Origin of the sequence: Roseivirga spongicola, from assembly GCF_034376045.1 — a bacterium.
Taxonomy (GTDB): Bacteria; Bacteroidota; Bacteroidia; order Cytophagales; family Cyclobacteriaceae; genus Roseivirga; species Roseivirga spongicola.
The window spans coordinates 3,512,410-3,537,765 of sequence record NZ_CP139724.1 but is presented as its reverse complement, the minus strand read 5'-3'; the positions used below and the strand labels follow the sequence as shown (position 1 = coordinate 3,537,765).

The following is a 25,356-nucleotide window of genomic DNA, read 5'->3' as shown; positions in this document are numbered from 1 at the left end:
ATATAAAAATAACCTCTGTTCATATATAATGTATTTCAAAATATAATATTTAATTTATCATCTGATAAGGGTTTGTTAGGTTCTATTTGTGTTAATCATCGGTGATCAACTAATTTGTTAATTCAGTATTCTACACCTTTTATCAATATGAAACTCTTCCTATCATTCTTGTTCCTCTTTGCTCAGCAAACCACCATTAATGCTCAGGAAGCTGAACAAGAAAATGGCATTATCCACGAATTTAAATCATTTACAGATACTCATAAGAATGAAAAAGTATATCTACATACTGATAGAAGGTTCTATTCACCTGGTGACTTATTGTGGTATCAATCATACACCGTGAATGCAACCAACAACCAACCATCACAATTGAGCAAAGTAGTTTGGGTAGAGCTCTATTCTAAGACCAATAAGCTAATTAGCCGGCAAAAAACACTTTCGAATAACGGCTATGGGCATGGGCAATTAGAATTACCAAAATCTTTGGAACCAGGGAGTTACCTACTTAGAAGTTATACAGCGTTAATGCGCAACTACCCTGAAGAATTCATGTTTGAAAAAGAAATTGTGGTAGTAGATTCTACTATCAAACCCTTAGGCTCTTCAGGTAACGATTTAGGTTTGCAGTTTCTTCCAGAAGGCGGACATCTGGTGAATGGCATCAAAAGCAAGGTTGCCTTTAAAGCAGTTAATAGCGGAGGTTTAGGGGTTCATTTGAAAGGCGAAATTGTAGATCAATACGACAGTATTATTACAGAGTTTATTACAGAATACAACGGAATGGGTGTTTTTTCTATAACCCCTACAGAGGGCAAAAAATACAAGGCTAGAGTCAACAATTATCCTATTGAGCTTGACCTCCCTACCCCCAAAGAACTCGGCTATGTGTTAGAAGTAAACAATGCCAAAAAGAATACTTTCGATGTTTTTATACGATCAAACGTTCCTAATTCAAGTGATCGGCAGTCATTGGTTATTCATTCTAAAGGAAAAGTAATTTACACTTTCGAGCCAAGATTAAAGGTAGGCGAGAATAAGTTAACGATACCCAAGATTCACTTACCCGATGGTATTTCACATGTAACGCTATTTGATGAAAACAATAATATTATAGCCGATAGATTAATCCATGTAACAGGCCAAAAATCTCAAATTTCTATAGAATTGGAATCCAGTTCGTTTGATAAACGAAGTAAGGTAAGTGCGAAAATTGTCTCTCAAAATCAACAAAGTATTGACGGAGTGTTTTCTGTTAGTATTATTGATTTAGGCCAAACATTAGATTCAATTCCCGATCAAACAATTGTCTCTGAACTACTACTCTCTTCAGATTTAAAAGGGTATGTGGAAAAACCTGCATATTATTTTGATTCATCTAATCCATTGGCAAAAAGTCATTTAGACTTATTAATGCTGGTACAGGGTTGGACTAGGTTTTCTTGGAATAGCATAACTGCCCTGAAAACCAATGAAGAGAAATATTTAGCGGAGAAAGGCCTTGAAATTAATGGAAGAGTATTAAACGAAAGAGGAAATAAAGCTTTAGAAAATGGTACTGTTACTTTTTTAAATAAAAATGTTATTCCAACAGTCTTTAAACAGGCCTCTACAGATGCAAATGGACGCTTCACCATGAAGGATGTAAAATTCTATGAGGGAGATCAAGTTGTTTTTCAGGCAGTAAATAAAAGAGGAGCAACTAATGTTAGTTTACAACTCGATACTTTTAATACAGAGCACCCTCCCTTAGCTAATTCAAAAAGAGGCTCAATGCAATTCAATTTCTCTGATGGAGATTTTACGAATTTTAGTGATCACCATCAGAAGCGGGAGTATATAAAAGCCACCTATGAATTTGATTCAACTAAATTTCGAGATCTTGGAGAATATGTGATACAAGGCAAGAAGCTAATTCAAAGACATGGGAATAGAGGTAACGTATATGGACAGAGTGACTATACGGTGGACTTCAGAAAAATTGACACTTCACCCTATCACAACCCATTTCAAGCACTGCAAGGTAGAATCCCAGGTGTAAAAATTGAAATTGGTGGAACAGATGTTAAAATCAGTCTTAGAAACTCTGTCGGTTACGAAAACAACACTCCACTGTCTCAGTTAATGCCTTTAATCCTTTTAGACAACCATGCTATGAGGTATGAAGAACTGACAAGTATACCTCCATCTTCTATAGACAGAGTAGAGGTCTATAAAGGTAATTCTGCTTCAGCTTTTGGTTCTGAGGGGGCTGCAGGTGTAATAGCGTTTTACAGCAAAGTTGAGAAAGATATTCTCGATGAGGATGGCAAAGGAGCTATTTCGATGACTTTACCAGGAGGGTATAATAGACCCTTAGAATTCTATTCTCCCCAATACTATCCAGATAGTGAGAATAATACGATTCCAGACCAAAGGCTTTTGTTGCATTGGGAACCAATGCTCTTTTTCACTAATGAAAGCCAGAAAACCATAGAATTCTACAATACAGACAGGGAGACTAATGTACTCATTAATGTACAAGGTTTAAGTTCTGATGGTAGTGTATTTAATGCTTCTAAACTTTATAAAATAAGTAAGTAATGGCCATAATAAGATTGAGTATTTTACTCTTAATTTTTTCCTTCAATCTCTCTTTTTCTTTTCAATCTTATACTTTGAGTGGTGTAGTTATAGATAAATCTACAGGAGACCCAATTGAATTCTGTGCAATTGGCTTAGTTGGTTCTACAACAGGAACCATCACTGATACAGAAGGGAAATTCTCACTTTCAGGTCTACCAGACCACAAGTTCACCTTAGTATTTTCTCATATCGCATACGAAAATAAGGTGTTGAAGCTATCTCCAAAAAATACAGATCAAACACTAACAATTAGACTAAACCCTAAAGTGGTCGATTTAGATGAAGTTTCCATCAGTGCCAAAGGCAGAGGAAAGCTTGCGAGACAAAGAAGAAGAGAATTAGGGAATTTCATGAAAATGGTACTCGGAACAGAATACAATGAACGATTAATTCAGTTGGTCAATGAAGAAGTAATAGATATCCGAGACCTTACATCACAATCTTGGAAGTTTAGCAAAAACTATGATCTGGTATTTGTAAATGAATACTTAGGTTATGAAATAAAATACTACGACTTCTCATTTATAATGAATAAAACCACCAAAACTTTTATTGGATACCCCGTTTTTAAAGAGCTAACACCCAAAGAACCAGAAGACTTGGTGAAATGGAAGAAGAATAGAGAAGAAGCATTCAAAGGCTCCTTAAAGCACCTTCTATTTAGTTTGATTAATGACCGTTTAATCGAGGAAGGTTTTTTGGTGAATATTACAAACTTTGACCCCACATCGAATATTGATTCAAAAGACTATGAGAGAGTTAGTAATGCGCTAAGAACTGGCCCATCTGCTGTCAACCCTAATCTAAAATTAACTAAGGTTGAAAATGATAATTATGAAATGTGGGTTGATGGAACTATAGAGCTGTTTTTTACTAATCCGGTTGATGACACAACGGAGGTTAGTTACATTCTTCTAAAAAATGAGACTACCAAAGTCTCTCAAAACGGTAACTTACACAATCCACTCTCATTAATGGTTTATGGTCACCTAGCTAATTTAGGAGTTTATAAGATGCTTCCAGTCAACTATTTACCAGATTACCTCAAAAGTAATTAGTTAAAATCAAAGATTATATAGTAGTCAATTGAGTTATGGTTTTAAGAGACGTTATTAGTTGGGGGAGATTCAACCAGTCAGCTTCAAACTAAAGCTCACCTTCTATAGGCTTCAATCACGACCAACTCACTGTTCATTATTTAAATATTAGCCCTTTTGGCAATTTATTCCAGAAGGTTTTTAGTAGAAGGAGATTGCAGCAGTGATTTCATTTGCTGAATTGCCAAACCATTTAACTGCCTTAATCTTTCTGGTTGACTCATACCTTGTTGAATTAGCATAGCGTTAATACTTTCAAGGTTAGCCAAAACCACCAACTGTTCTATGGTTGAATGATCTCTGATATTGCCATTAGTATCAAGGTTTTGGTCACGCCATTCTTTGGCTGTTTGTCCAAATAAGGCAACGTTTAGCAAGTCAGCCTCTGAGGCATAAACCAATTGAATACGATCTTTGGGGAGCTTTTCTGGAATCAGTTTCTCCTTGATGGCATCGGTATGAATTCGGTAATTGACTTTAGCCAAGGTTCGGCTTACGTTCCATTCTAGTTGATGACGATTACTTTCTTCTTCTTTAAGCCGTTGAAACTCTTTGATGAGGTAAAGTTTGAATTCAGGGCTCAACCAACTTCCAAATTCAAAAGCTATATCTCTATGTGCGTATGTCCCTCCATATCTCCCTGATTAGGCAAATAATCCAATGGCATTGGTGTGTTCAATCCATTTTTTGACAGAAAGAGTAAAGCGATTTAGACCTGCTTCATTTTTAATTCCCTCGAATTCGGGGGAATTAAAATTCTCATTATTGATTTGTTCCCAGATACCGATGAATTCGATGGTGTTCTTGTTTCTGAGCCATTTTTCAATTAGAATTGACCCATCTTCAAAATGGCGTACCATATCGGTTAAAGAAATATAGTCGCGATTATTTCTGGATATGATTGTGATCTTGCTACCCATAACTTCAATTACTTTACTTTTCGCCATCATTGATATGTGTTTATACTATTTTTGGTTTAAGCTGGTCTAATTAATCCTCTGCAAGTGACGTGTTAAAAGCCATCACTTTTTCTATAGGCTTCAATCACAGCTAGTTCTCCTGCTTTGCCGCTTTGTGAGTTGCCATGTTCCATGCCTACAATGCCTCTAAAGCCTTTGTTGTGAATATGTTTGAATACATTGAGATAGTTGATTTCGCCAGTGGTGGGTTCTTTGCGGCCGGGGTTATCTCCTACTTGAAAATACCCGATCTCGTCCCAGGCAGCATCGATATTAGGGATCAGGTTACCTTCAGTGATCTGCTGATGGTAGACATCATAGAGTATTTTGCACGATGGGCTGTCTACTGCTTTACAGATTTCATAGGCCTGGGCAGTACCGCTTAAAAACTGACCTGGATGGTCTCTTTTATTGAGTGGTTCTAATACAATCACCAAACCATGCGGCTCAAGAATAGCACAGGCTTGCTTCAGACTCTCTACCAAATTGGCAGTTTGATAGCCCATATCTTTACGCATGTCTACAAAGCCAGGTACTACGGTCATCCATTTGGCATTTACTCTTTTGGCTACTTCAACAGACTCGCGGATCTCTTGCAAAAACTCATTTCGCTTGTCTTGGTCTCCACTCGTCAGGTTAGGTCTGAACCAATGAATAGTGTGCGCCACAAAAACTCCCATGCTCATACCATGTTTTTCCATTCGGCTGGCAATTTGCTTCTGCTCCTCTATGGGTCTGGCCTTCATTTCATTGTCTTCTAAGGCCTTAAAGCCTTGCTCGGCCATAAAGTCTAACTCATTGAGTATACTACCCGGTGCCGACTGGCTGAACATGCCAAAATGTGGCGCATAATTCAATTGAAAAGTGTTTTCTGAAGAGTTGTTGGCGCTGGCTGAAAAAGGAATTGCGGAGAGTGCTCCGGCAGCCAGGCTCTTGCCCATAAAGTTTCTACGGTTCATTTTTTGAAGATAGTATTTTTTGGGAATTGGGCGACTGAGGAACTAGGTAATTGGATGATTTGGTATCTAGTGTGTAGTTTTTGGTTTATGGTATTTGGTGTTTTTTGTGTGTGATGTGTTAGTCAATTATTTATGCTTGTAGACAGCCAGGCACTAATCACAAGCACCGAGCAGCATATACTAAATAACCCCTTCTAGGTTCCAAATGACGATGCCGTAAACCACAAAGCGCAGTATTCGAAATGAGGAGTAGATAAGATATTTACGGATTGGGTAATCCATTGAGCCAGTCACCAAGCTGATAAGTGAATATGGTAATGGTGTAAGTGCCGCCACTATGATAAAACCTGCTCCGTACTGATCGTATCGTTGCTGATACTTGGTAAGGCTTTTATTAAAGTATCGATGAAAAAAGGCCTTGGTACTAATTACTTTACCAATAGCAAAATTGATCCAGCCAGCACCGATAGATAGGAAAGCCATGACAATAACGATAATGGTATAGACATTTCCAGGATCGTCTATAGACCAGATCATAAATAACTCTGGGGGAAGAATACCTACCAGAACTTCTGAAATTAAGAAGATGACGAGCATCAACACATAATCATCAGACACCCAATGTTCAATGGTATCATACTGGGTTTTAAAATAGCTCTTGAAAAGAATAAGTAGGCCGACTAGAACAATAAGGTAAACGAACCCCTTAATGAGGTTTTGAGAAAAGTAGTTATAGAAATCCTTCTTGTTGCTTTCCATCTGCTTGCGCCAAAATAAGCTAAAACTTTGGTTAATTGTTTCACGAAGGTTCTAATTAGTTACTGCAACTTTATAGTTCTCAATTATCTCTTTGAAGAACATAGGGTTAGTGAATTTATCTATCACTTTCACTTCTCCATAGTCTTTAAAGTCTATTCTTAGCTCTTCTGTTAATTGGCCGCTATAAATGTAAATCCAAGCCTTATCTGCTCTTAGTTTATCAATCACCGAAGCTAAAAAATCAGAGCCTTTCATATCTGGCATCATCTGATCAGATATTACAATATCCATCTTATTATTCTCAACAAGATTTATGGCTTCCTTGCCATTCTTGGCCATGAAAATATTAAGGTCGTTGTAGAAAAACTCCAAAAAGTCTTTCAAGGTATCTCTCACAGAGAAATTATCATCAACTAACAGCAGGTTAATCATTTCGTTTTAATTCTATTCTAACTGAGGTTCCCACTCCAGGATTAGATTCAATATTAAGACTATGATCTAACTGGTTGGACAATTCTCTTGCAAGGTAAAACCCTACACCAGATATTTCAGACTTTTCGTCCAATTGAAGCTTTGTTTCGCCCAACTGCCTAATTTGTTCTTTGTCCATTCCTACTCCATAATCCTTAACTTCTATAATTAAGCAATCTTCTTGTTCGTAAAGACAGAGTTCTGGAGTCGGATCTGAAGCTGATGAATACTTCTCGGCATTATTGAGTAGAGTACTTAGAATATACTCAAGCGTGAGCAAATCGGTTTTATAACTTCCCTTTAAACCTGAAGCAACTTTAATACTAAGGTGGTTCATAGTGAACCTCGCGGTAAGTCTACTGGCAATTTCTTCAGCTGCTATTACACACACACCTGTATCGGCCCTACTCATAAAGTAGACAAAGTCATTGACCATTTGTTTTATATCTACAACGGCTTCTGAGCTCCCCCATACAATTTTTTCCATCATAGAATCAGGAATAGCCTTGCCACTTTCCAAACCTGCTTTGAGCATTTCAATGTTCATTCGAAGTGTAGAAACGGGTGTCTTAATTTCATGTGAAATAAGAGACAGCATGTTTTGTTTGGCCTTATTCAGGTTGAATTCGGCCTGCGCCTGATCTACCGACTGGATTTTCAACATGAATGTTCTAAAGAGCGCCAAGTTGCAGAATACAACTATCATGGACATGAGTGCTACGTTCAAGTAATATGGCACTTTGCCTAAACCTAAAAAGGTGATAATCTGAAAAGCAGTCCATAGAAGCACCACCACCATAGCAAAAACCAAGAAGCTAGAACTTACTTCTCTTTCAATTCTGGCCTTAGCTATTATGTAAATGAATACACCGACATAGACTATTACAAAAAACAGATAATACTTTAAAAGCCCTGTAAATACCACAGGTTCTAAAAACACAATGCACCCCATGCTAAAGAGCGTGCCTATCACAAAAATATACTTGAGATACTTGTTGGTCTGGTTTGGGTATAGATAGAACACAAATAATCCTCCAAACAAGGCGGCAGAATGTATGGTGAGGTATTCTAAGTGAATTGATATTCCGAATGGGTAACCAGTGAAAAGAGCATGCAAGGGATATGGGTCTGCTCCAAGCATTCTATACATTAGACTGATGGAGAACAGCGCATAGAAAGGAATCTGAAGCTCTAATTGCTTGTATGAGATAGCAAAAGCCAAAAGCACAAAGCCAGTAATAAATAACCCCCCCGCCAAAAAGAGATTGACATCTTGGCGAGCCATAAGCTCGTACCTTAAGTCTTCAAAATTCCCTAATTCTAGAGAATATAATAAACCAGAGTTCATATGATCGTAGTTGGCTACTTCAATGATGATCTCGTATTGAGTTTGGCCATATTTTGAAAGGTTGAATACTTTGGGTTCTCTGTTAGGCTGATATTCTTTCCTAGACTTACCTACTTCGCCAGATTTATAAACCAAGTCTCCATTAATAAGTAGCTTGTAGGATGAAAATATGTGAGGGATATACAGTCCTAAATCTTCAGGATTGCCCCCATCTACAACCACATTAGTTCTATATGTACCATACCCAGTTTTAGTAAACTGTTTATCAAACGGTTCTTGATACCAATCGCCAGGAACCTCCAGAAGCTCAAAGCTGCCTTGATTATTCTTTTCTGATATGAATTGCTGCCAATAGAATTCCCACTGACCATCAAGCTTGACAGGATCAGAAAACGACTGACCTCTTAGATCGAAGTATGACTCGGTCTGAGCAGATAAGCCTCCAATAGAGAGGAAAAAAAATGATATGTAAACTAAAAAATGCTTCAAGCCTTACTTTACTATGATAATCTCCTCTTGCCTCCCATCTATATAGCGTACGCCATCTTTATTGAAGAAAGCTTCTTCTTCTAACATTATTCTTACGTCTTTGCCCCATTCTTCAACAAAGGTAGATGCATTCAGCTCAATAGAATAGGCAGTATTTAAGTGTAGTGGGTAATCTCCGGTTACAGGTACGCCTCCTTGAGAATCCCACATACCCAGAGTGGTACCAGCTGCATGACCATGATAACCAATAGGGTGAGTATAAATTGATGGAGTAATTCCTTCGGCTATGGCCTGTTCCCTACTCATCTTCAGAACCTCATTACCAGTTCTACCTTCTTTAAAATTATTAGTGAAGATATCTTGTAGCCTATTACCATTTTTGAATGCCTTCTTTAGGTATTCAGGTACATCTGTTTCGCCTGATTTTAAAATGTAAGCATGCTGTTGCTGGTCAGTATTCAGTCTGAGATAAGTAATACCAAAATCACAATGAATAAGATCGCCAGGCATTATTACACCAGGTTCTGGGCGCTTACTAAAAGTTCTTAGGTGGTCGAACCTTTCTGGGTCGGCTCTCTGTATGTCTATTGTAGGGTGAAACCAAGCCTGGAGCTTTAACTCTCGTACTTTCTCTCGCATCCACCAAACCACATCTTCCGTTGTGGTAACCCCTGGTGTAATTACCTTAGAAGAAAAGGCTTCTTTAATGATCTCATGTCCAATTTTGACTATATGCGGATAAATGGCCATTTCTGCCGCAGTTCTTGTTTCTAACCAGCCAATTGCCACCTTTTCGGCCGATACAACTCTTTTGGAAAACTGAGCTCCTATGGCTTCTTTAAGTCCTTCATAGTCAGTAGCTACAATACCATCAGCTAAACCAAAGTATTCAGATTTATTTACACCTATTTTTTTAGGGTTTCTCTCACTTATAATCTCTGCCAAGCGTGCCCATTGATTAGGTTGCTCTTCCTTATTCCATGCACTTTTAAAAACTGAACCCACATCATATCTGGCAACAGCTAAAGTTTCTAACTCTTTACCATCTCCACGATCGTAAAAAACAAGTATGGTTCGTCTTCTTGCGGCAAGCCATTCTGCTGGTAGTAGGGTTTCTATTACTGGGTCTTCATTGTACTCTCTAGAAATAACCAGCCACATATCAATTCCCTCTCTTCTCATGATTTCAGGAAGGTAATTCTTCACTTTATCTTCTAGCAACCTGTTAATGGTAGTGGCTCTATCTTTCATAGATAAAATGTTTCCATATTCATGCTGAGCTACCATGCTCAATGAACAAATCATAAAGAATAAGAGAAGTAGTTTTTTCATATTGGTTGAATTGTGGATCTAAAATAAGGTCAAATTATGAATTCCTGACCAAGACTTCTTACAGATCAGCTAAGATGTCCAAATTATTAAGACTAATACTAATTTATTTATAGTATCATCAACTAAATGTTCAAGGTTTTTATTGGTAACAGTTTTTTGGATTTGAGCAGTTAATTCTCTTCAACCAATACTGGCTACAATTAATAAAATTTGAATGGCTTCTTGACCTTCATTTCATACTGTTTAAATTGTAAGTTTATCAGACATGAATAAACCATCACAACCATTTCTATTACGCCTCACTTCTTCTCAATTGCCAAATTGGTTGGTGGGTGTTCTTACCTGTGTGTTCTTTGTTCTGTTACAAGCCTTAGTATTTGAAATTGAAGGAATTAAACATAGTTACAGTCTTTATTCAACCACCTTCTTCTTTATTCTTACCACTGGTTATCTGGTTTTTATTTCCCGAATAATTAATAACAATCATGAAAAAGGCTTCTTTAAGTTGTTGAGCTACACCAAGCTCAATGAATCCGAAAAGCAAGATCATATTCAGGAATTTCATGATCAGAAACTTTCATGGAAAGAAATGCTCATTCCTATCTGTATTGGTTTGTTACACGGCTTCTTTGTCAATGGAGCCAGCTTTTCATTTAATGAAGTGCCCTATCCGTTTCTCAAGGTTTACTCTATTATTCAAATCTTGATCATATGGATTATGATTTGGCAATCTACTAGTACCTACCTGCGTAACATGACTAAGATGAATAGGCTTTCAAGAGCGATTGAGATAGATATTCTAAATACTGAGCAGTTAATGCCACTGACAAGTGCTGGCGTTATAAGTATTTTGGCTTTTGTAGGAGTCTATACTATTCTTTTCATTGAAAGTATAGATTCAATTGAGCTATACAATCCTGCCTTATTGCCTCTTATCCCCTCTATTGTATGGATGGTAGTTACTCCGCTCAGTGGAGTTCGGAAAAGGATAATTTCAGCCAAAGAATTAGAAATTGGATTAATAGAAAAAGGAATTGAGGGAGATAAAAAAGCCCTTGAAAAATCTCGAATAGGTAACAATTTGGAGAATATAAATGTGGTTGACTTAATGACTTACAAACGCTTAATAACAGCTACTCCAGAAATCCCTATTAATATCCCTACAGCTTCGAGATTTATCTTTTATTTGATTATCCCCTTCTTTACTTGGGTGGCTGCATCAATTGTAGACAAAGCCATAGATTACCTTATTGGCTGAATGCAAACGGTTGAATGAGACCATTTTTTCCTGTATCCCATTATTTCTGTAGTTTACCAAACACAATCAGCTCATCATGGGAAAACTTAAGCTTTTACTATTTCTATTCGCACTTTCTTTTGGAACAAACGGTTTAGCTCAGCAGAGCGATCTTAAGGTTGAACCGCCTTTCTGGTATGCAAAAATGCCTACCGAAAACCTGCAATTGATGATTTATGGTGAAAACATAGGGCAGTATAAAGCCAATGTTCAGCATAAAGGAATAACCATGGTTAAGCAGGTTTCTGGTGATTCTCCCAACTATAAATTTGTGTATTTGGAAATAAGCCCCGATGTGTTGGCAGGTACTTTCAGCCTCACCCTCACTAATGGAGCAGATACCAAAACCATTTCTTACGAACTAAAGCCTAGAGTTAAGGAGCTGAAGCGGAATCAAGGGTTTAGCAGTGAAGACGTGATTTACTTGCTAATGCCCGACCGATTTGCTAATGGCAATCCTAATAATGATACTGTTGAGGGCATGTTGGAGCCAGCCAGAAGAGACCACCCTAGTGGCAGGCATGGTGGTGACCTAAAGGGTGTTTTAGACCATTTAGACTACATAAAAAACCTAGGGATGACTGCCGTTTGGCTCACTCCTGTCTTTGAAAACGATCAAACACCTGAATATAAAGCTTATCACGGCTACGCAGCTACAGATATGTATAAGATTGACAGGCGCTTTGGTTCTAATGAAGAGTTTGTTGCCTTTGTAAAAGCTTGCCACGATAAAGGACTCAAAGTAATTATGGATATGATCCATAACCATATCGGGGATCAGCATTGGTGGATGAAGGATTTGCCGTTTAAAGATTGGGTTCACGATCATGAGGTTTACGGTAATACCAACTACAGAGGAACAATTGCTTCCGATCCTTATGCTTCAAAGTATGACAACAATAAGCTAGTTAAGGGTTGGTTTGTCACAGAAATGCCAGATTTAGATCAACGCAATCAGCAGTTAGCTGACTATCTGATTCAAAACACCCTTTGGTGGATAGAATACTCAGGCATTGACGGAATCAGAATGGATACCTACCTATATCCTTATCAAGACTACATGGCCAGATGGGCCAAAGAGGTGATTGCTGCATATCCTCATTTTAATATTGTAGGCGAATCTTGGGTGGAAACTGTAGCTCATGAGTCCTATTGGCAACAAGATAAGCTAGGAGAAAACGATGGCTATGAATCTTATCTTCCATCTGTAACCGATTTCCAGATTCATTTTGCCGTGAGAGATGCTTTTAATCAGGGCTTTGGCTGGGAAACTGGTCTGATGAAAATCTATTATGCACTCTCCCAAGACAGGCTCTATTCAGACCCAATGAAGAACGTTATCTTTCTAGATAATCACGATATCAGTAGAATCTATTCAACACTTGGAGAAAACCCGAAGCACTTAAAAATGGCTTATGCATTTCTATTGACCACTAGAGGAATACCACAGGTTTATTATGGTACTGAACTAGCTTTTAAGGCTGGCCCAAGTGATTGGGGAGATGGTGCAAAACGTGCCGAAATGCCCGGAGGTTGGGCAGGTGACAGTCGCTCTGTATTTACTAAAGAAGGTAGAACAGCCGAAGAAAACGATATGCATCAGTATGTTACAAAGCTCACAAATTGGAGAAAAACTAGTGATGCAGTAAAGCATGGTAAGCTCCTCCATTTTGTTCCTGAGAACAATGTTTATGTCTATTTCAGATACACCGGCCGAGAAAGGGTTATGGTAATTATGAACATGAATGATTCAGAAACCACAATTTCTCGAGAAAAGCACTTAGAAATGCTCAGAGGTTTTACCTTTGGTATGGATGTTATTTCTGGAAAGAACTTTGACTTAGCTAAAGACTTTAAAGTTGCTGGAAAAACCACCACTGTACTCACTCTCAAGTAATTAACCTTGGATATTAAGCAGGCTACTGATAGCTGCAATGAAAACATTTACAACTCACTCTTTCGGAGCATAGCACCTTTGCTTCGGAACTTTCTTTATGCCAAGTATCGTGACATAGACAAGTCTAACGACATGGTTCAAGAGGCATTTCTTATTCTATGGCAGAAGTGTGCGCAAGTGCTGCCTTCTATGGCAAAGGCTTTCGTCTTTAAGGTAGCTCAAAATCAAATGCTTAAAAGTCTGGAGAAAGAAAAGACTAAAGAAAAGCACATTCATTTTCTGTTTAAACCTAGCCACTCCGAAACGCCAGAGTTCGAAATGGAGTTTACTGAATTCGACCTAAAAGTGCAACAAGCAATCGAAGGTTTACCTGATGGTCAGCGTGAGGTTTTCTTAATGAACAGAATTGAAAAAATGACTTACAGCGAAATTGCAGAAGCATTGGATGTAAGTGTTAAAGCAGTAGAAAAACGCATGCATAAGGCCCTTTTAAAACTTAGAATGCAGATAAACGAAAAAATATAGAACAGGCAGGTAGGGTAATTTCTTATGAAGTGGATGTAAGCATAGAGAGAATAATATGAGTTCTAATTCTGAAAATAGTGAAGACTTCTTGGCCAAATGGTTGGCCAATGAACTCACCCCTGCTGAAAAGGAGAATTTTGAGACTTCTGAAGAAGGAAAGGACTTGCTGAAGATAATTTCCTCTACCGATAAAATGGCTTTTCCCGCTTACAATGTTGAATTGGAATTACAAAGGTTACAAGAAAGGAAGAAGACTGTTGCGCCTAAAACTAAGACCGTACACCCTATTTGGAAGTTAGCAGTGGCTGCTGTTCTCGTTGTGGGCATCTCTCTGGTTTATTTCTTAACTAAACCAAGTTATGAAGTTTACAAAACCCAATTTGGTGAAACCAAGGTTGTAACCTTACCAGATAACTCAACAGTAACTCTAAATGTCAATTCAGTTCTGAAGTTCGACCCTAAGACATTCTCAGAAAACAGAAAATTAACCCTTGAGGGCGAAGCATTCTTTGAAGTGACCAAAGGAGTCAACTTTGAGGTTAATACTAGCCAAGGTCAAGTTGTAGTTTTAGGAACTAGTTTCAATGTTAGTCAAAGGGCCGAATATCTAAATGTTCAGGTTCACTCTGGAGTAGTGAAGGTGCTTACCAAAGGTGCTAACGCTACTCTTCAGAAGGGAGATGGCCTTAGGGTTGAAGACGGACAACTGATCGATCAATGGCAAATTCAAGATCAGGAAAGGCCGCTTTGGTTGTCTCAAAATATTACTGAGCTGAGCAATGTGCCGTTTTCTGAAGCTCTAGATGCTTTGAGAAATTCATTTGGGATATCTATCTCATCCAACATATCATTAACTTCAGAACGTTTTACTGGGTCTTACCCGAATGATAATGTGGAAACCGCCATACAAATTGTTATGTCTACCAAAGGGCTTGAGTATAGCTACAATGCTAACAGCAAGGAACTCAACATTATCGGTATTGAGCAGAATTAGGCTTGTTCTCCCACTCTTTCTCATTTTTAGTCTAAACCTGATGGCTCAAAATGAGACCGCAGTTTCTTTAAAATCAGTGCTGAACAATCTAGAAAAGCAATTCAGTATCAGGTTCTCTTTCGACCCTAATGCACTTAAAGGCATTAAGCTCAATAGTATACCACAAACCAATGATTTAGACTTGGCGCTTCAAGCTGCATTGAGCAACACTGCACTCGAGTTCCAGAAAATCGATGATCAGTATTATGTCATAAAGAAAGCAGCCTCTAAATTCTTGACTATTGAGGTGCTTGATGCCGAAACTTACTTAGCCCTCCCCTTCGCCACCATTAAGCAAAATGCTAGCAAACTAGGCTTAGTGACTGATAAATTAGGGTTAGCAAGATTGGTAATACCTAACCACAAGGGAGTTGTATTGGAGGTGTTTTATCTTGGCTTTCAATCGTTCAGCATACACGTTGATAGTTTAAATTCTTATCAGGTGCATCAGGTACGCCTCCTACCAGAGCCATTAGATTTAAATGATTACGAACTGAAGGAGTACTTAAATGCTGGTATTGCTTCCGACCCAAAAGCCAATAGTTTTCGCATTCTTCCTCAAGAAATGGAGATACTCCCTGGTTTAGCAGAGCGAGATGTACTGCTTTCAGCTCAGATAATTTCAGGGGTCAACTCTAATGATGAATCTGCTTCCGGAATAAATGTAAGAGGAAGCTCTCGAGACAATACGCTGCTATACTGGAACAACGTGCCCATCTATCATTCTGCTCATTATTTCGGTAATATATCCAGCTTTATACCTTCTTCAATTGGCACTTTAGACGTCTATAAAAACTATGTGCCTGTTCAATATGGAGGGGCTTCGGCAGGTCTTATCTCATTAGCTTCAAGAAATGAAATTGACCAAACATTGAATGCTGAGCTCAGCCTTAATATGACGCATGGAGATGCTTTTATTAAAACTCCATTTTTAGGTAAAAAGGGATCTGTAATGTTTGCAGCTAGAAGGTCTTATAATGATGCCATCCCTACTTGGACCTATAATGCCTACGGAGAAAAGTTGTTTGGTAGAGAGATAAGAGACCCACAAGGCATTGTTTACGAAAGCGAATACAGCAATGACCTTAATTTTTCCGACCTCAATTTTCATTGGAATTACGAACCAACAGATAAGACATCTATTAAGCTAGGTTATATCAGAAACCGAAGTCAATTTAACCATAGGGAGAACGATTTGAGAGAACGGCAAAATATTGTACAATCGCACCAGATCAAAAGTTCTGGAGCAGATATTTCATGGATCCAAAGAGTGACGGATAAACAGTCTTTATCTGTAAGTGCTGCCTACTCAGATTATGGAATGGAATATGACTACACTAACCTTCGGAACCCCACCATAGACTCTGATGACGATAAGCAAGAAAGGAGTAATGATATTGAAAACTTGGAATTGCGACTTAGTCACACCTCCATCTACAAAGACCTGCATAAGCTGACCATTGGTTATCAATTCAATGAATTCAAAATCAAAAACCTTATTAATACTGAGAACTTTTTTGAGCAAGACCAAGCGGAGCAAATTAACTCTGAGGGAAACATACACGCAGTATTTTCCGACCTTAACCTCAAGCTTTCAGCTCCTCTAGAGTTGGTATTGAGCGGAAGACTAACAGCCATTGAATCCATAGACAGAAGTGTCTTTAGTCCGCAAATAAAGCTCAATTATAATCTCAATGAACAATTGCTCTTTAAGAGTACTTATGGCATATACCATCAGTATTTGAGCACAATCAAAGAGTCTCAATTCACCATTTCTAACGCTATAGAGCAGCATTGGTTACTGGCCGATGATGATGAGTTAGTTCCTATGCTCATCAATAAGCAGGTGAGTCTTGGCTTCATTAGAAACACGAAATCATGGCTTATAGATTTCGATTTTTACCAAAAGAACGTAGACGGACTATTGGCCAGAAATTTAGGTTTTGGCTTTACCAGAGAGGCAGGATTCAATCAGGGTACTGAAAGAATTGTTGGAGCAGACTTGACGCTCCGTAAACGCTGGAAATACATCAAAACTTGGTTTAGCTATAATTTTCAGGATTCGGAAGTAAGCTTTTCAGAACTATTTCCAACAACCTTCGCCTCTAACCTGAACATCAGGCATCAGTTTAGTTTTTCAAGCACGCTCTCACGTGGAAACTGGGAGTTTTCATTGGGTTATACTTTCAAAACAGGTGCTCCTTACACTGGTATCAATAATGTGCGGCTCAATCGCAAAAACAACAGTCCTAACCCACCGGGTCCAGGGGTAAATGAAAAGTACGAGTTGCGTTTTAGCAAACCTAATAGTCTAAGAGTAGCCAATTACCACCGTTTTGATGCCTCTGTATGGCATAGGTTCAAGGGAAAGACTTGGCGAGGAGAAGTTGGCTTTAGTCTTATGAATATATTTAATAGAAGGAATGTATATAATATAGGCTACCTCATAGACCTGAATCAGAACAACGAGGTAGTAATTGCGCAGAGAACTAAGTTTTTCTTGGAATTCACTCCCAACTTAAGTGTAAGGTTTAGCTTCTAGGCTTTAAGTGGAAACCACATTTTTTAACTCTTCTATTGTCTCAATTGGGTCTACTGACTTAAATACAAAACTACCAGCTACCAGAACGTCTGCACCTGCTTCCATTAGTGGCTTGGCATTTTGAGCATTTACTCCCCCATCAATTTCAATTAATGTATGAGCCTCGTTTTCGGCAATGATTTCCTTCAACTGCCTTACTTTCTTGTAGGTATTCTGAATGAATTTTTGTCCTCCAAACCCAGGGTTTACACTCATCATACACACTAAATCAATATCCTTAATGGTATCTTCGAGCAATTGCACATTAGTATGAGGGTTTACCGCAACACCTGCTTTGCAATCTAAAGACTTGATCTCTTCTAGCATTCTGTGTAAGTGATTACATGCTTCAAAGTGAACCGTAATATTAGCAGCGCCAGCATCTCTAAAAGCTTTTATGTACTTCTCGGGGTTCACAATCATAAGGTGAACGTCTAATGGCTTTTTAGCATACTTATTAATAGCTTCCAAAACAGGTAAACCGAAGGAAATATTAGGTACAAAAACACCATCCATTATATCGATATGAATCCAATCAGCCTGACTTTCATTCAGCATTTCGATATCGCGTTGAAGGTTGGCAAAATCTGCGGCCAACACCGAAGGGGCAACTATAGGTGAGTTCATGAACAAATATAAATTAATATTTAATGATCTTTCGAGTGGTAGATTCAGACTTACTCATAACACGAATAAAGTACAAACCACTCTCCGGTAAATCTATTTGCAAAGGGTTTCTGGCTTCAAAAGGTATATACAGAAACTCTTTCTTTAAGCTCCCATTTCCGCGAATCAACTGGATTGTTAGCTGTTGCCCAAAATATTCAGAACTAAAACTCATTTGAATATGGTCGAACGTTGGGTTGGGAAAAGCCGTGTAAATAGGCTCGTTGCTACTGTAAATACCCCTCTCGTTTTCAATAATTCTAGCAAAGCTTGGAATACCGTAACCATACAAATTATCTGGTGTGTTAGCCATGTTACCCGATAGCTTAATCATCTCTCGAAGTTCTTCCGCTGATTTACCTGGGTAAGCCTGCCACACCCCAGCTGCCAACCCGGCAATTAGAGGAGAAGAAAATGAAGTACCGTTTTGTGCTGCGTAATTACCAGTAGAAGTTATTAGAGAAGTCCCAACACCTTGGGCAACAACATCTGGCTTAAAGGCATCTACCGTATTAGCCCCTCTACTACTAAACCCAACCAAAACGCTATCTGCTGTAATTGCTCCTACTGCTAGCACATTTGGGCTATCAGCTGGTGCGCTGACTAAATCCCCATCATTTCCAGCACTGTTAACGAGTAAAATTCCTTTTGATGCTGCCACGTTAGCCGCTTGGGTAATCACCGCTGTTTTACCATCTAGCTCAATGTCAGCGTAGTTCATTGATGGGTCGCTGAAACCTGTTTTATAGCCTAACGATGTATTAATAATATCAACACCAGCAGAGTCTGCCTTTTCTGCTGCAAATAGCCAATTGTATTCCTCTATGCGGTATTCCAAAGGAGCTTCTGTAACACTTAGAATAAAACTAGCATGAGGTGATGCTCCGGTATAATTCGCTTCACTGGCACCAATGATGGACAAAACTCGTGTTCCATGATCTTCACTGTTTTCTACATTCACTCTATTGTTTACAAAATCGAAAGTGTACAATAGCCTATTATCAAGGAAAAGGTGATCAAAAGCATTTAATTGACTTAGGTTCTGAAAACCGTCATCGAATACAGCTATAAGCATTCCTCCTCCATAAAATCCGTAACTGTGCATTAAGTCAATAGCCAGCATGCTTTGCTGAAAAGAAGCCAGATTATTTGAGCCAGGAAGCGGATCTTCATTTTTCTCAGAAGCATAGCTTAGTGGCGCATTCGGTGCTACAAGTTCAACTTTAGTAACATAAGGCAAGCTTTGAACAGCCATTGCTTCATTCTCATCCATCTGAACTAAGCAGCCGTTCATCCATTTAGTAGAAAAATAAATCTCGGCACCAATGCTTTTTAGTCCCTGTCTGTAAACCGGACTAATAGGTAAGTCTTGTTCTGTAATTTCGATTTGTTGGTTTTCTCTTCGCTTCAGCGCTCGTTCGGAAAGGAAGTCTTCAGGAGATTGAACACTGTAAGGGCTACCGATCTTATCAGTAAAAAAGACCATGTACCTATCTTGTGCCCAGCTATTTAGGCCAATAAAAAAAAGGAAGACAGTGAGTAGCTTAATCCTCATCTAGAAAGCCATGAGCAATCAATTCTTCTCGGTAGTATCTACCAGATTGTACTATCTGAGAACCCAACTGACAATCGCGAGTACAGTATTTAACTGAATCGTACAGCTTATATATCATACCAATGCTATCGCGATAAACCTCTTTGCTGATGAACCGATCCACAATACCGTCATCAAAGTTGCTAAACTCCACCTCGGCTGTTTTAAGAAATGTATTTAGCCCTACTGTAAAATTGCTATTGAAATTGACAACACGGCTTACCACAGGCAACCTACTGTTGAGCAAATTACTATCCCATCTGTTGCCAGTATCTAAAGGGAAAGTCATTTTGACTATTGGAACATTGTTTTCAACCGAAATGCCTTTATTGCCCTCAATTCTGGCAGTCCAAACCGAGTCTAATTCCCATCTTTCTGTAGCGTCTTCCCTTCTAAATCTGTTCACCAAGTGAGAGGTCTCTCCACCGCTAGCAAAGCCTTCCCCTACTTCTACCCTGATCTGATATTCTGAAGTATCGCTAAAGCCAACTCCTGAATAGCGGATCTCATAGACGTTGTATTCTCTATATTTGCCAGGCTCTAAAAAGAAATAACTTTTACCCCGATTAGGGTCAATCGGTTGCTCTGGCTCTTCGTCATCGCCACCGCAGGCCACCACAAGAGCAATAAGTAAAGAAAGAAGAATCCAGCTTTTCAGCTTCATATTGCGAATTAATACCTTATTGAAACGTTTAGCAAGCATTGCTTAGTGTTTGATGGTAGCAAAGCTTGTTCACACCAATTAATACAGTCTAATATAATTTTACCCTAGTACTTAATAAGCATTTGTGTGTGGTATTTTGGGTTAGTTTTTCGGAATGAATTAGCTTTGCCCACGCTTTAAAAATCAGCGATATGGCCTTAAAAACCTTTGTGAAAATTAGTGGAGTAAATAACCTAAGTGATGCCCGATACTGTGCAGGTATGGGAGTAAATCAATTAGGATTTAATATTGAAGATAAGCACCCTAATTATACTGATCCACAATCGTTTAAAGAATTATCAGATTGGGTTTCTGGTGTTGATTTTGTTGGAGAGTTTGATTCTCTAAGTGCACAAGGCAAAGTGGCAGAAGTTATTTCGCAGTATAATTTATCGGCTATCCAAGTATCGGAAAGTAGTATGATCGATGAAGCATGTGAAACTGGTAAGGAGGTTATCTATTCTGCTTTATCATTAGCAGATGCTAGTAGCATAGCGAGTCAGTTTGGTGATAAAATAGCTTATATCTTATTAGAAGATGAAAAAGCGGAACCGTCTAGCCTAGAAGCACTAGCTAGTGAAACCGAACTAGTAATTGCTAGTGGATTTAGTACAGATAACCTTGAAGATGTTCTAGGCGCTATTCAACCTAAAGGAATTGCTCTTAAAGGTGGTGACGAGATTCGCCCTGGCTATAAGGACTTCGATCAAATGGCTGATATTCTTGAGGCACTCGATGCCGATGAGTGGGTCTAGCTTGCTAATTATAGTCAAAAATTCCTCAGAAAGAATTTCCTGTAAAGCACACGAGATATTTTCATAGATTAGAAGCTATGAAAAAAATCTTGGTTCTGTGTTTCCTATTGGGTTTGGCAATAAGTCAAGCTTTTGCTCAAAACGATTTAACCACTTTTATCTTGGTTCGCCATGCGGAGAAGTCTAATGACGACCCTCGAGACCCTTCTCTTTCCGCTGAGGGTGAAACAAGAGCCCAGAAATTGGCCGAAGTACTAGCAGAACAAGACTTAGCGGCCATTTACTCAACTCCTTTCAAAAGAACCAGAACTACAGCTGAGCCACTAGCTCAGGCAAAAGGACTCACTGTTAATGTTTATGATTTCAGAAGCCAGACCTATCTTCAAGATATGCTGAAAAAGCATAAAGGGAGCACCATTCTGATCTCTGGGCATTCCAATACCACGCCTATGGTTGCTAACATTTTACTTGGTTCAGAAAAATTCAAACAACTAGATGAAAAAGAGTACGGAATGATATTCATTGTTACTGTATCTGAAATTGGCAAAGGCACAGTAACTGTATTGAAATACTAGGTTATAATTTACAGTGCTCTGTAAGCGCTTCTTTGGCTTCTTCACTACCAAGCTCTTCAGCTTTTTTGAAGTCTTTGCAAGCATCAAACTTGTTGCTAATATTGATTTTAGCTAAACCTCTACGGAAGTATATATTAGGGTCTTGTTCTAGGTTTAAGGAAGTTGTAAAATCTTCTATTGCTCCTGTGTAATCACCAGCCTCTTCTTTCATATACGCTCGATAATCATAGTAAAGAGCATTCTGAGGGTTAAGTTCTATCGCTTTCTCAATGTCCCGCCTTGCAGCATTTGTCATGGCCAAGCTCCAATAAGCATCAGATCGAGCGTAATATACATTGTCAGAAGTAGAATCCCTTTTAACGAGTAAATCATAGATTTGAATACTAGACTGATAGTCTTCCATTCCTTCATAGCCTTGTGCGAGATTGTAAAAATATTGACTATTTGTACTGTCTCTATTTATTGCTGCCTTAAATGAATTAGCTGCCTTCTCGAACTCATTTAGATTGTAAAACGTAACTCCCTTATAGTTATAATATTCAGCTAAGTCTACACCAAGTTCTCCAGCTTTATTATAATCCTCAATAGCGCCTTCATATTCTTGCATCTGAGCCTTAGCTACTGCTCTGTAGTAGTAAGCATTGGCCAAGGTGGAATCGCTTTTTATAGAAATGGTGGTATAAGCTTCTGCAGATTCAAAGTCTTGTAACCTGATCATTAGAAGCCCCATATTCATATTATACATGCGATTAGTCGAATCAGCATCTAGTGCTTTTAGATAGTCGTTTTTTGCTCCTTCATTATCGCCTAAGTAATACTTTGCCAAACCTAGGTTATTGTAAACAGTAGGCAATAATGTAGAGTCAGCAAATTCCTTTGCTCTATCTAAGTCGGAAATGGCGCCATATAAATCGTTATTATACATTTTAGCAAGTCCTCTACGATTTAACACAGAACTTTCGTTAGGGTTAATCTTCAAGGCCTTAGAGTAACTCTCAACTGCGTTGGTAAAATCACCATTTTCAGCAAAGCTTATTCCTTCCTCGTAATATTTTTGTAGAGGAGACTTCTCCGATTTAGGTCTTATAGTTTCAATGTAGCCACTGTAAGCAGATTTAGCTTCTTCAGACATCTCAAATAATTCATCATCGACTGCTGGATTGATTTCATATTGATCGACTACCATAATAACATTACCATCCGCCTGACCAAAAGAAAAAAACCTTGTAGGAAGTAAGAATCCATCAACAACAGTGTAATTCAGGTAAAATTCACGTTCTCCGTGGTAATCAGAACCAACATTGTAAAAATTCTCTTTGTCAAAGTAGTATGTGATACTATCAACTTCATCTAACTCCTTAGTCATTAACAATGCGTACAAGTCAAGACTATCAATGCTCACCTCTGAAACCTGCTGCCCTACCCAGCCTTTATCTAGGCTAGAGTCAAAAGATCCAAAACTTATAAAACCTAAGTCCGCATCAGTAGTTGTATTACTCTCTTCCAACTTTTCAAATTCATACTGAGTTGAAAAAGGATCTCTAGACCAAGCTAAAGTGTCATTCGCAATTCTAAGGAATTTAGCTCCCATAAAGCTCATTTCCATTCTCATATATGGCTCTGACATCCAGATCGAAACAGGAATGTCCGTCATTTCTCCAAGTGACATGGTAGCGGAAATCTTAAGTTTTATTTCACTAAAATTCGTTTCCAGATTTTTATACCTCTCGGTGTTGCTTTCGTATTTGTTAATCAATCTCTTGACTGAGATTTGAGCCTTCGCTGGTAGATAAAAAACAAGGAATAAGATGATAAGGAGAAAGTGTGTAGTCTTCATATTTCAAAAATTATCCTAATCTAAATCTGATTACAACAATTGACTAATGAATTCTAACTTTTTGGCTTTTTAAGCTTCAAGAAGCTAATTCCACCTAAAGCGCTTAGCAAACTGATCAGGAAAAACAGGGTGGCTAAAGCCGTGGCATTGGTTTCATTAATCAAAAGATAGCTAGCTCCTTTTACCATTACTAACTCACGAATACCAATACCGCCAGGTAAAGAGGCAGGTAAAGATGCAGCTACAGAAGTGACCAAAAACAAAGTGAGATAGTCAATATATCCTGTTTCTACTCCTAGTGCTTGAAGAATGAAAAAGGCACTTAATACTTGTAGCCCCTGAACACCAAGGGCCTGAAGATTAGTAATATGATTAACTGATTTGAAGGTCTTAAAAAGCAGGTTTACCAAAAGGTAATAGCAAGGATAAGCAGCTATTAAGCCAAGCCAAAGCAAGAAAGAGTAGTCTCCTAAAGCTTCTGGAGCATAACCAAAAAGACCAAGACTAAAGGCCAAAAACCCCAAAGCCACTACCCCACTTACACGATCTAGTAAAGTGGCACTTACTAGCATTTTAATGGAGTTGCCGTACCACTTGTTCAACAGATATACTTTATAGCCATCCCCCCCAATTCCACCTGGAAGAAATTGGTTGTAAAGCATACCTAGGTAGTACAGCTTTAAATTGAAACGCTCCTTCAAATCTAGCCGTAAGGCACGAAAAAAGTAATTCAACCTGAAGGCACTAAGAATTTTAGAGGCATTAAATGCCAAGAAAGCTAAAAACAGCCAGCCTATATGAGCTGATAAAACTGTTGACTTGAGTTCTTCAAAATCAATATCTTGAAAAACGTAGTAGATGGCCAGAACAGCAATAACCAGCTGAGCAGCTACTTTCGCCCACCGCTTAAGCTTTTTGCTCGCCAATGAAAGTTTCTTTTAAGCGATAAACCTTCTTATTCTGAGACTCATAATAAGTTCTCATCATTAGTTCTGCGATTATACCGACCGTCACAAACTGAATACCCGCAAGAATAAGGATACTTCCTAAGAGTAAAAGTGGACGCCCCCAAATGTCTTCTCCTGTCCAAAACTTGTAAATAACTAAATACAAGTTAATGAGGAAGCCTACAATAAAAGTGATGATTCCCCACCCTCCAAAGAGGTGCATTGGCCTTCTGAAATACTTCTGAAAGAAGATCATCAGAATGAGGTCGGCCATTACCCTGAATGTTCTGTTGATGCCATATTTAGACTCTCCGTGCATTCTTGCGTGGTGTCTAACATCAACTTCGGTCATTTTAGCCCCTTGAAGTTTAGCTAAAACAGGAATGAATCGGTGAAGCTCACCATACAGACCAAGGTTTTTGGCTATATCTTTTTTGTAGATTCTAAGACTACAGCCATAGTCACTCAATCTAACATCAGTAGTATTTCGGATAATCCAGTTAGCAATTTTGCTCGGGAATTTTCTAAGCACAAAACCGTCTTGCCTGTTAGCTCTTACTCCAGCTACAACATCAAGTCCGCTTTCTTCTAATTTGGCCAACATAGTTGGAATATCTGCTGGGTCGTTCTGTAAATCACCATCCATGGTAACAATGTACTCACCCTCTGCTGCATCAATTCCAGCTTGCATAGCTGTACTTTGTCCATGGTTTTTGTTGAAGATTAAGAGCTTAGTGCGCTCATTAGCTACCTTCTTAACATTTTCAACCGTTTTATCAGAAGAACCATCATCTACTAGAATCAGCTCATAATCAATACCTTCCAGTGCTTCATACTCCTTTTCACAAAGGGGAATCACATTATCTTCTTCATTGTAGAGGGAAACAACTACCGATAGTTTCATCTT

At 38.5% G+C, this 25,356-nt stretch carries 20 protein-coding genes and 1 pseudogene; 9 read left to right on the top strand and 12 right to left on the bottom strand.

The features are described from left to right. Nucleotides 1–147 precede the first annotated feature (147 nt). Together T7867_RS15875 and T7867_RS15870 are read left to right on the top strand one after the other, a co-directional pair. Complete coding sequence (locus tag T7867_RS15875) at nt 148–2,583, top strand: TonB-dependent receptor (protein ID WP_322299537.1); 2,436 nt, start codon at nt 148–150, stop codon at nt 2,581–2,583. Continuing rightward, nucleotides 2,583–3,683, top strand: coding sequence for a carboxypeptidase-like regulatory domain-containing protein (locus T7867_RS15870; protein ID WP_322299536.1), 1,101 nt, complete (start codon nt 2,583–2,585; stop codon nt 3,681–3,683). The genes T7867_RS15875 and T7867_RS15870 overlap by 1 nt, the downstream gene beginning before the upstream one ends. A gap of 164 nt (nt 3,684–3,847) precedes the next feature. Here T7867_RS15870 and T7867_RS15865 read toward each other — a convergent pair. The 6 genes and pseudogenes from T7867_RS15865 to T7867_RS15840 all read right to left on the bottom strand — a co-directional run bounded on the left by T7867_RS15865 (nt 3,848) and on the right by T7867_RS15840 (nt 10,039). Next, a pseudogene (locus tag T7867_RS15865) lies at nt 3,848–4,642 on the bottom strand (KilA-N domain-containing protein). 92 nt (nt 4,643–4,734) lie between these two features. Next, nucleotides 4,735–5,640: a hydroxypyruvate isomerase family protein gene (locus tag T7867_RS15860; RefSeq protein WP_068222178.1), complete on the bottom strand. Its 906-nt coding sequence runs from the start codon at nt 5,638–5,640 to the stop codon at nt 4,735–4,737. Between the two features lie 180 nt (nt 5,641–5,820). Beyond that, nucleotides 5,821–6,399, bottom strand: coding sequence for a YqaA family protein (locus tag T7867_RS15855; protein WP_068222181.1), 579 nt, complete (start codon nt 6,397–6,399; stop codon nt 5,821–5,823). A 51-nt stretch (nt 6,400–6,450) separates the two neighbouring features. Then, on the bottom strand, nt 6,451–6,831 hold the full coding sequence (locus T7867_RS15850) for a response regulator (RefSeq protein WP_068222184.1): 381 nt from the start codon (nt 6,829–6,831) through the stop codon (nt 6,451–6,453). Beyond that, complete coding sequence (locus T7867_RS15845; protein ID WP_068222187.1) at nt 6,824–8,707, bottom strand: sensor histidine kinase; 1,884 nt, start codon at nt 8,705–8,707, stop codon at nt 6,824–6,826. Before T7867_RS15845 ends, T7867_RS15850 begins: the two co-directional genes overlap by 8 nt. A 3-nt stretch (nt 8,708–8,710) precedes the next feature. After that, nucleotides 8,711–10,039 carry a M24 family metallopeptidase gene (locus tag T7867_RS15840; RefSeq protein WP_068222190.1) on the bottom strand — a complete coding sequence of 443 codons (1,329 nt, stop codon included), beginning with the start codon at nt 10,037–10,039 and terminating at the stop codon, nt 8,711–8,713. 265 nt (nt 10,040–10,304) lie between these two features. On the opposite strand from T7867_RS15840, the gene T7867_RS15835 reads away from it, so the two are divergent. From T7867_RS15835 to T7867_RS15815, 5 genes are all read left to right on the top strand, one after another. Continuing rightward, a complete protein-coding gene (locus tag T7867_RS15835) occupies nt 10,305–11,297 on the top strand; it encodes a hypothetical protein (protein WP_068222193.1) in 993 nt (330 codons plus the stop codon). Between the two features lie 76 nt (nt 11,298–11,373). Further along, the gene (locus tag T7867_RS15830; protein WP_322299535.1) at nt 11,374–13,233 is read left to right on the top strand and encodes a glycoside hydrolase family 13 protein; all 1,860 of its coding nucleotides are present in this window, start codon (nt 11,374–11,376) and stop codon (nt 13,231–13,233) included. A gap of 6 nt (nt 13,234–13,239) precedes the next feature. Beyond that, nucleotides 13,240–13,758, top strand: a complete 519-nt coding sequence (locus T7867_RS15825; protein WP_322299534.1) for an RNA polymerase sigma factor — start codon at nt 13,240–13,242, stop codon at nt 13,756–13,758. 55 nt (nt 13,759–13,813) lie between these two features. Next, complete coding sequence (locus T7867_RS15820) at nt 13,814–14,752, top strand: FecR family protein (protein WP_322299533.1); 939 nt, start codon at nt 13,814–13,816, stop codon at nt 14,750–14,752. Next, nucleotides 14,706–17,333, top strand: a complete 2,628-nt coding sequence (locus T7867_RS15815) for a TonB-dependent receptor plug domain-containing protein (protein ID WP_322299532.1) — start codon at nt 14,706–14,708, stop codon at nt 17,331–17,333. The genes T7867_RS15820 and T7867_RS15815 overlap by 47 nt, the downstream gene beginning before the upstream one ends. A 3-nt stretch (nt 17,334–17,336) precedes the next feature. Here T7867_RS15815 and rpe read toward each other — a convergent pair whose 3' ends face one another. The 3 genes from rpe to T7867_RS15800 are packed head-to-tail and all read right to left on the bottom strand — an operon-like array spanning nt 17,337 to nt 20,335. Further along, complete coding sequence (gene rpe, locus T7867_RS15810; RefSeq protein WP_322299531.1) at nt 17,337–17,999, bottom strand: ribulose-phosphate 3-epimerase; 663 nt, start codon at nt 17,997–17,999, stop codon at nt 17,337–17,339. A 13-nt stretch (nt 18,000–18,012) separates the two neighbouring features. After that, nucleotides 18,013–19,593: a S8 family peptidase gene (locus T7867_RS15805; RefSeq protein ID WP_322299530.1), complete on the bottom strand. Its 1,581-nt coding sequence runs from the start codon at nt 19,591–19,593 to the stop codon at nt 18,013–18,015. Then, complete coding sequence (locus T7867_RS15800; protein ID WP_322299529.1) at nt 19,583–20,335, bottom strand: hypothetical protein; 753 nt, start codon at nt 20,333–20,335, stop codon at nt 19,583–19,585. The genes T7867_RS15805 and T7867_RS15800 overlap by 11 nt, the downstream gene beginning before the upstream one ends. Nucleotides 20,336–20,487: 152 nt before the next feature. Between T7867_RS15800 and trpF the strand changes: the two genes are divergently transcribed. Both trpF and T7867_RS15790 read left to right on the top strand, forming a co-directional pair. Beyond that, entirely contained in the window at nt 20,488–21,090 is a 603-nt protein-coding gene (trpF, locus tag T7867_RS15795) for a phosphoribosylanthranilate isomerase (RefSeq protein WP_322299528.1), read from the top strand. Between the two features lie 77 nt (nt 21,091–21,167). Then, on the top strand, nt 21,168–21,665 hold the full coding sequence (locus tag T7867_RS15790; RefSeq protein WP_322299527.1) for a SixA phosphatase family protein: 498 nt from the start codon (nt 21,168–21,170) through the stop codon (nt 21,663–21,665). Nucleotide 21,666: 1 nt separating this feature from the next. Here the strand turns inward: T7867_RS15790 and T7867_RS15785 are convergent, their stop codons facing one another. From T7867_RS15785 to T7867_RS15775, 3 genes are read right to left on the bottom strand one after another with little or no spacing between them, the layout of a single operon-like run. Further along, nucleotides 21,667–23,502, bottom strand: a complete 1,836-nt coding sequence (locus tag T7867_RS15785) for a tetratricopeptide repeat protein (RefSeq protein ID WP_068222222.1) — start codon at nt 23,500–23,502, stop codon at nt 21,667–21,669. 53 nt (nt 23,503–23,555) lie between these two features. Further along, entirely contained in the window at nt 23,556–24,428 is an 873-nt protein-coding gene (locus T7867_RS15780) for a lysylphosphatidylglycerol synthase transmembrane domain-containing protein (protein WP_068222225.1), read from the bottom strand. Beyond that, nucleotides 24,409–25,353, bottom strand: coding sequence for a glycosyltransferase family 2 protein (locus T7867_RS15775; protein WP_068222228.1), 945 nt, complete (start codon nt 25,351–25,353; stop codon nt 24,409–24,411). The genes T7867_RS15780 and T7867_RS15775 overlap by 20 nt, the downstream gene beginning before the upstream one ends. Between the last annotated feature and the right edge of the window lie 3 nt (nt 25,354–25,356).

Coding starts and splice junctions, on each gene's coding strand:
- T7867_RS15875 (WP_322299537.1), top strand. CDS start 148: ATGAAACTCTTCCTATCATTCTTGTTCCTCTTTGCTCAGCAAACCACC.
- T7867_RS15870 (WP_322299536.1), top strand. CDS start 2,583: ATGGCCATAATAAGATTGAGTATTTTACTCTTAATTTTTTCCTTCAAT.
- T7867_RS15860 (WP_068222178.1), bottom strand. CDS start 5,640: ATGAACCGTAGAAACTTTATGGGCAAGAGCCTGGCTGCCGGAGCACTC.
- T7867_RS15855 (WP_068222181.1), bottom strand. CDS start 6,399: ATGGAAAGCAACAAGAAGGATTTCTATAACTACTTTTCTCAAAACCTC.
- T7867_RS15850 (WP_068222184.1), bottom strand. CDS start 6,831: ATGATTAACCTGCTGTTAGTTGATGATAATTTCTCTGTGAGAGATACC.
- T7867_RS15840 (WP_068222190.1), bottom strand. CDS start 10,039: ATGAAAAAACTACTTCTCTTATTCTTTATGATTTGTTCATTGAGCATG.
- T7867_RS15835 (WP_068222193.1), top strand. CDS start 10,305: ATGAATAAACCATCACAACCATTTCTATTACGCCTCACTTCTTCTCAA.
- T7867_RS15830 (WP_322299535.1), top strand. CDS start 11,374: ATGGGAAAACTTAAGCTTTTACTATTTCTATTCGCACTTTCTTTTGGA.
- T7867_RS15820 (WP_322299533.1), top strand. CDS start 13,814: ATGAGTTCTAATTCTGAAAATAGTGAAGACTTCTTGGCCAAATGGTTG.
- T7867_RS15815 (WP_322299532.1), top strand. CDS start 14,706: ATGCTAACAGCAAGGAACTCAACATTATCGGTATTGAGCAGAATTAGG.
- rpe (WP_322299531.1), bottom strand. CDS start 17,999: ATGAACTCACCTATAGTTGCCCCTTCGGTGTTGGCCGCAGATTTTGCC.
- T7867_RS15805 (WP_322299530.1), bottom strand. CDS start 19,593: ATGAGGATTAAGCTACTCACTGTCTTCCTTTTTTTTATTGGCCTAAAT.
- T7867_RS15800 (WP_322299529.1), bottom strand. CDS start 20,335: ATGCTTGCTAAACGTTTCAATAAGGTATTAATTCGCAATATGAAGCTG.
- trpF (WP_322299528.1), top strand. CDS start 20,488: ATGGCCTTAAAAACCTTTGTGAAAATTAGTGGAGTAAATAACCTAAGT.
- T7867_RS15790 (WP_322299527.1), top strand. CDS start 21,168: ATGAAAAAAATCTTGGTTCTGTGTTTCCTATTGGGTTTGGCAATAAGT.
- T7867_RS15785 (WP_068222222.1), bottom strand. CDS start 23,502: ATGAAGACTACACACTTTCTCCTTATCATCTTATTCCTTGTTTTTTAT.
- T7867_RS15775 (WP_068222228.1), bottom strand. CDS start 25,353: ATGAAACTATCGGTAGTTGTTTCCCTCTACAATGAAGAAGATAATGTG.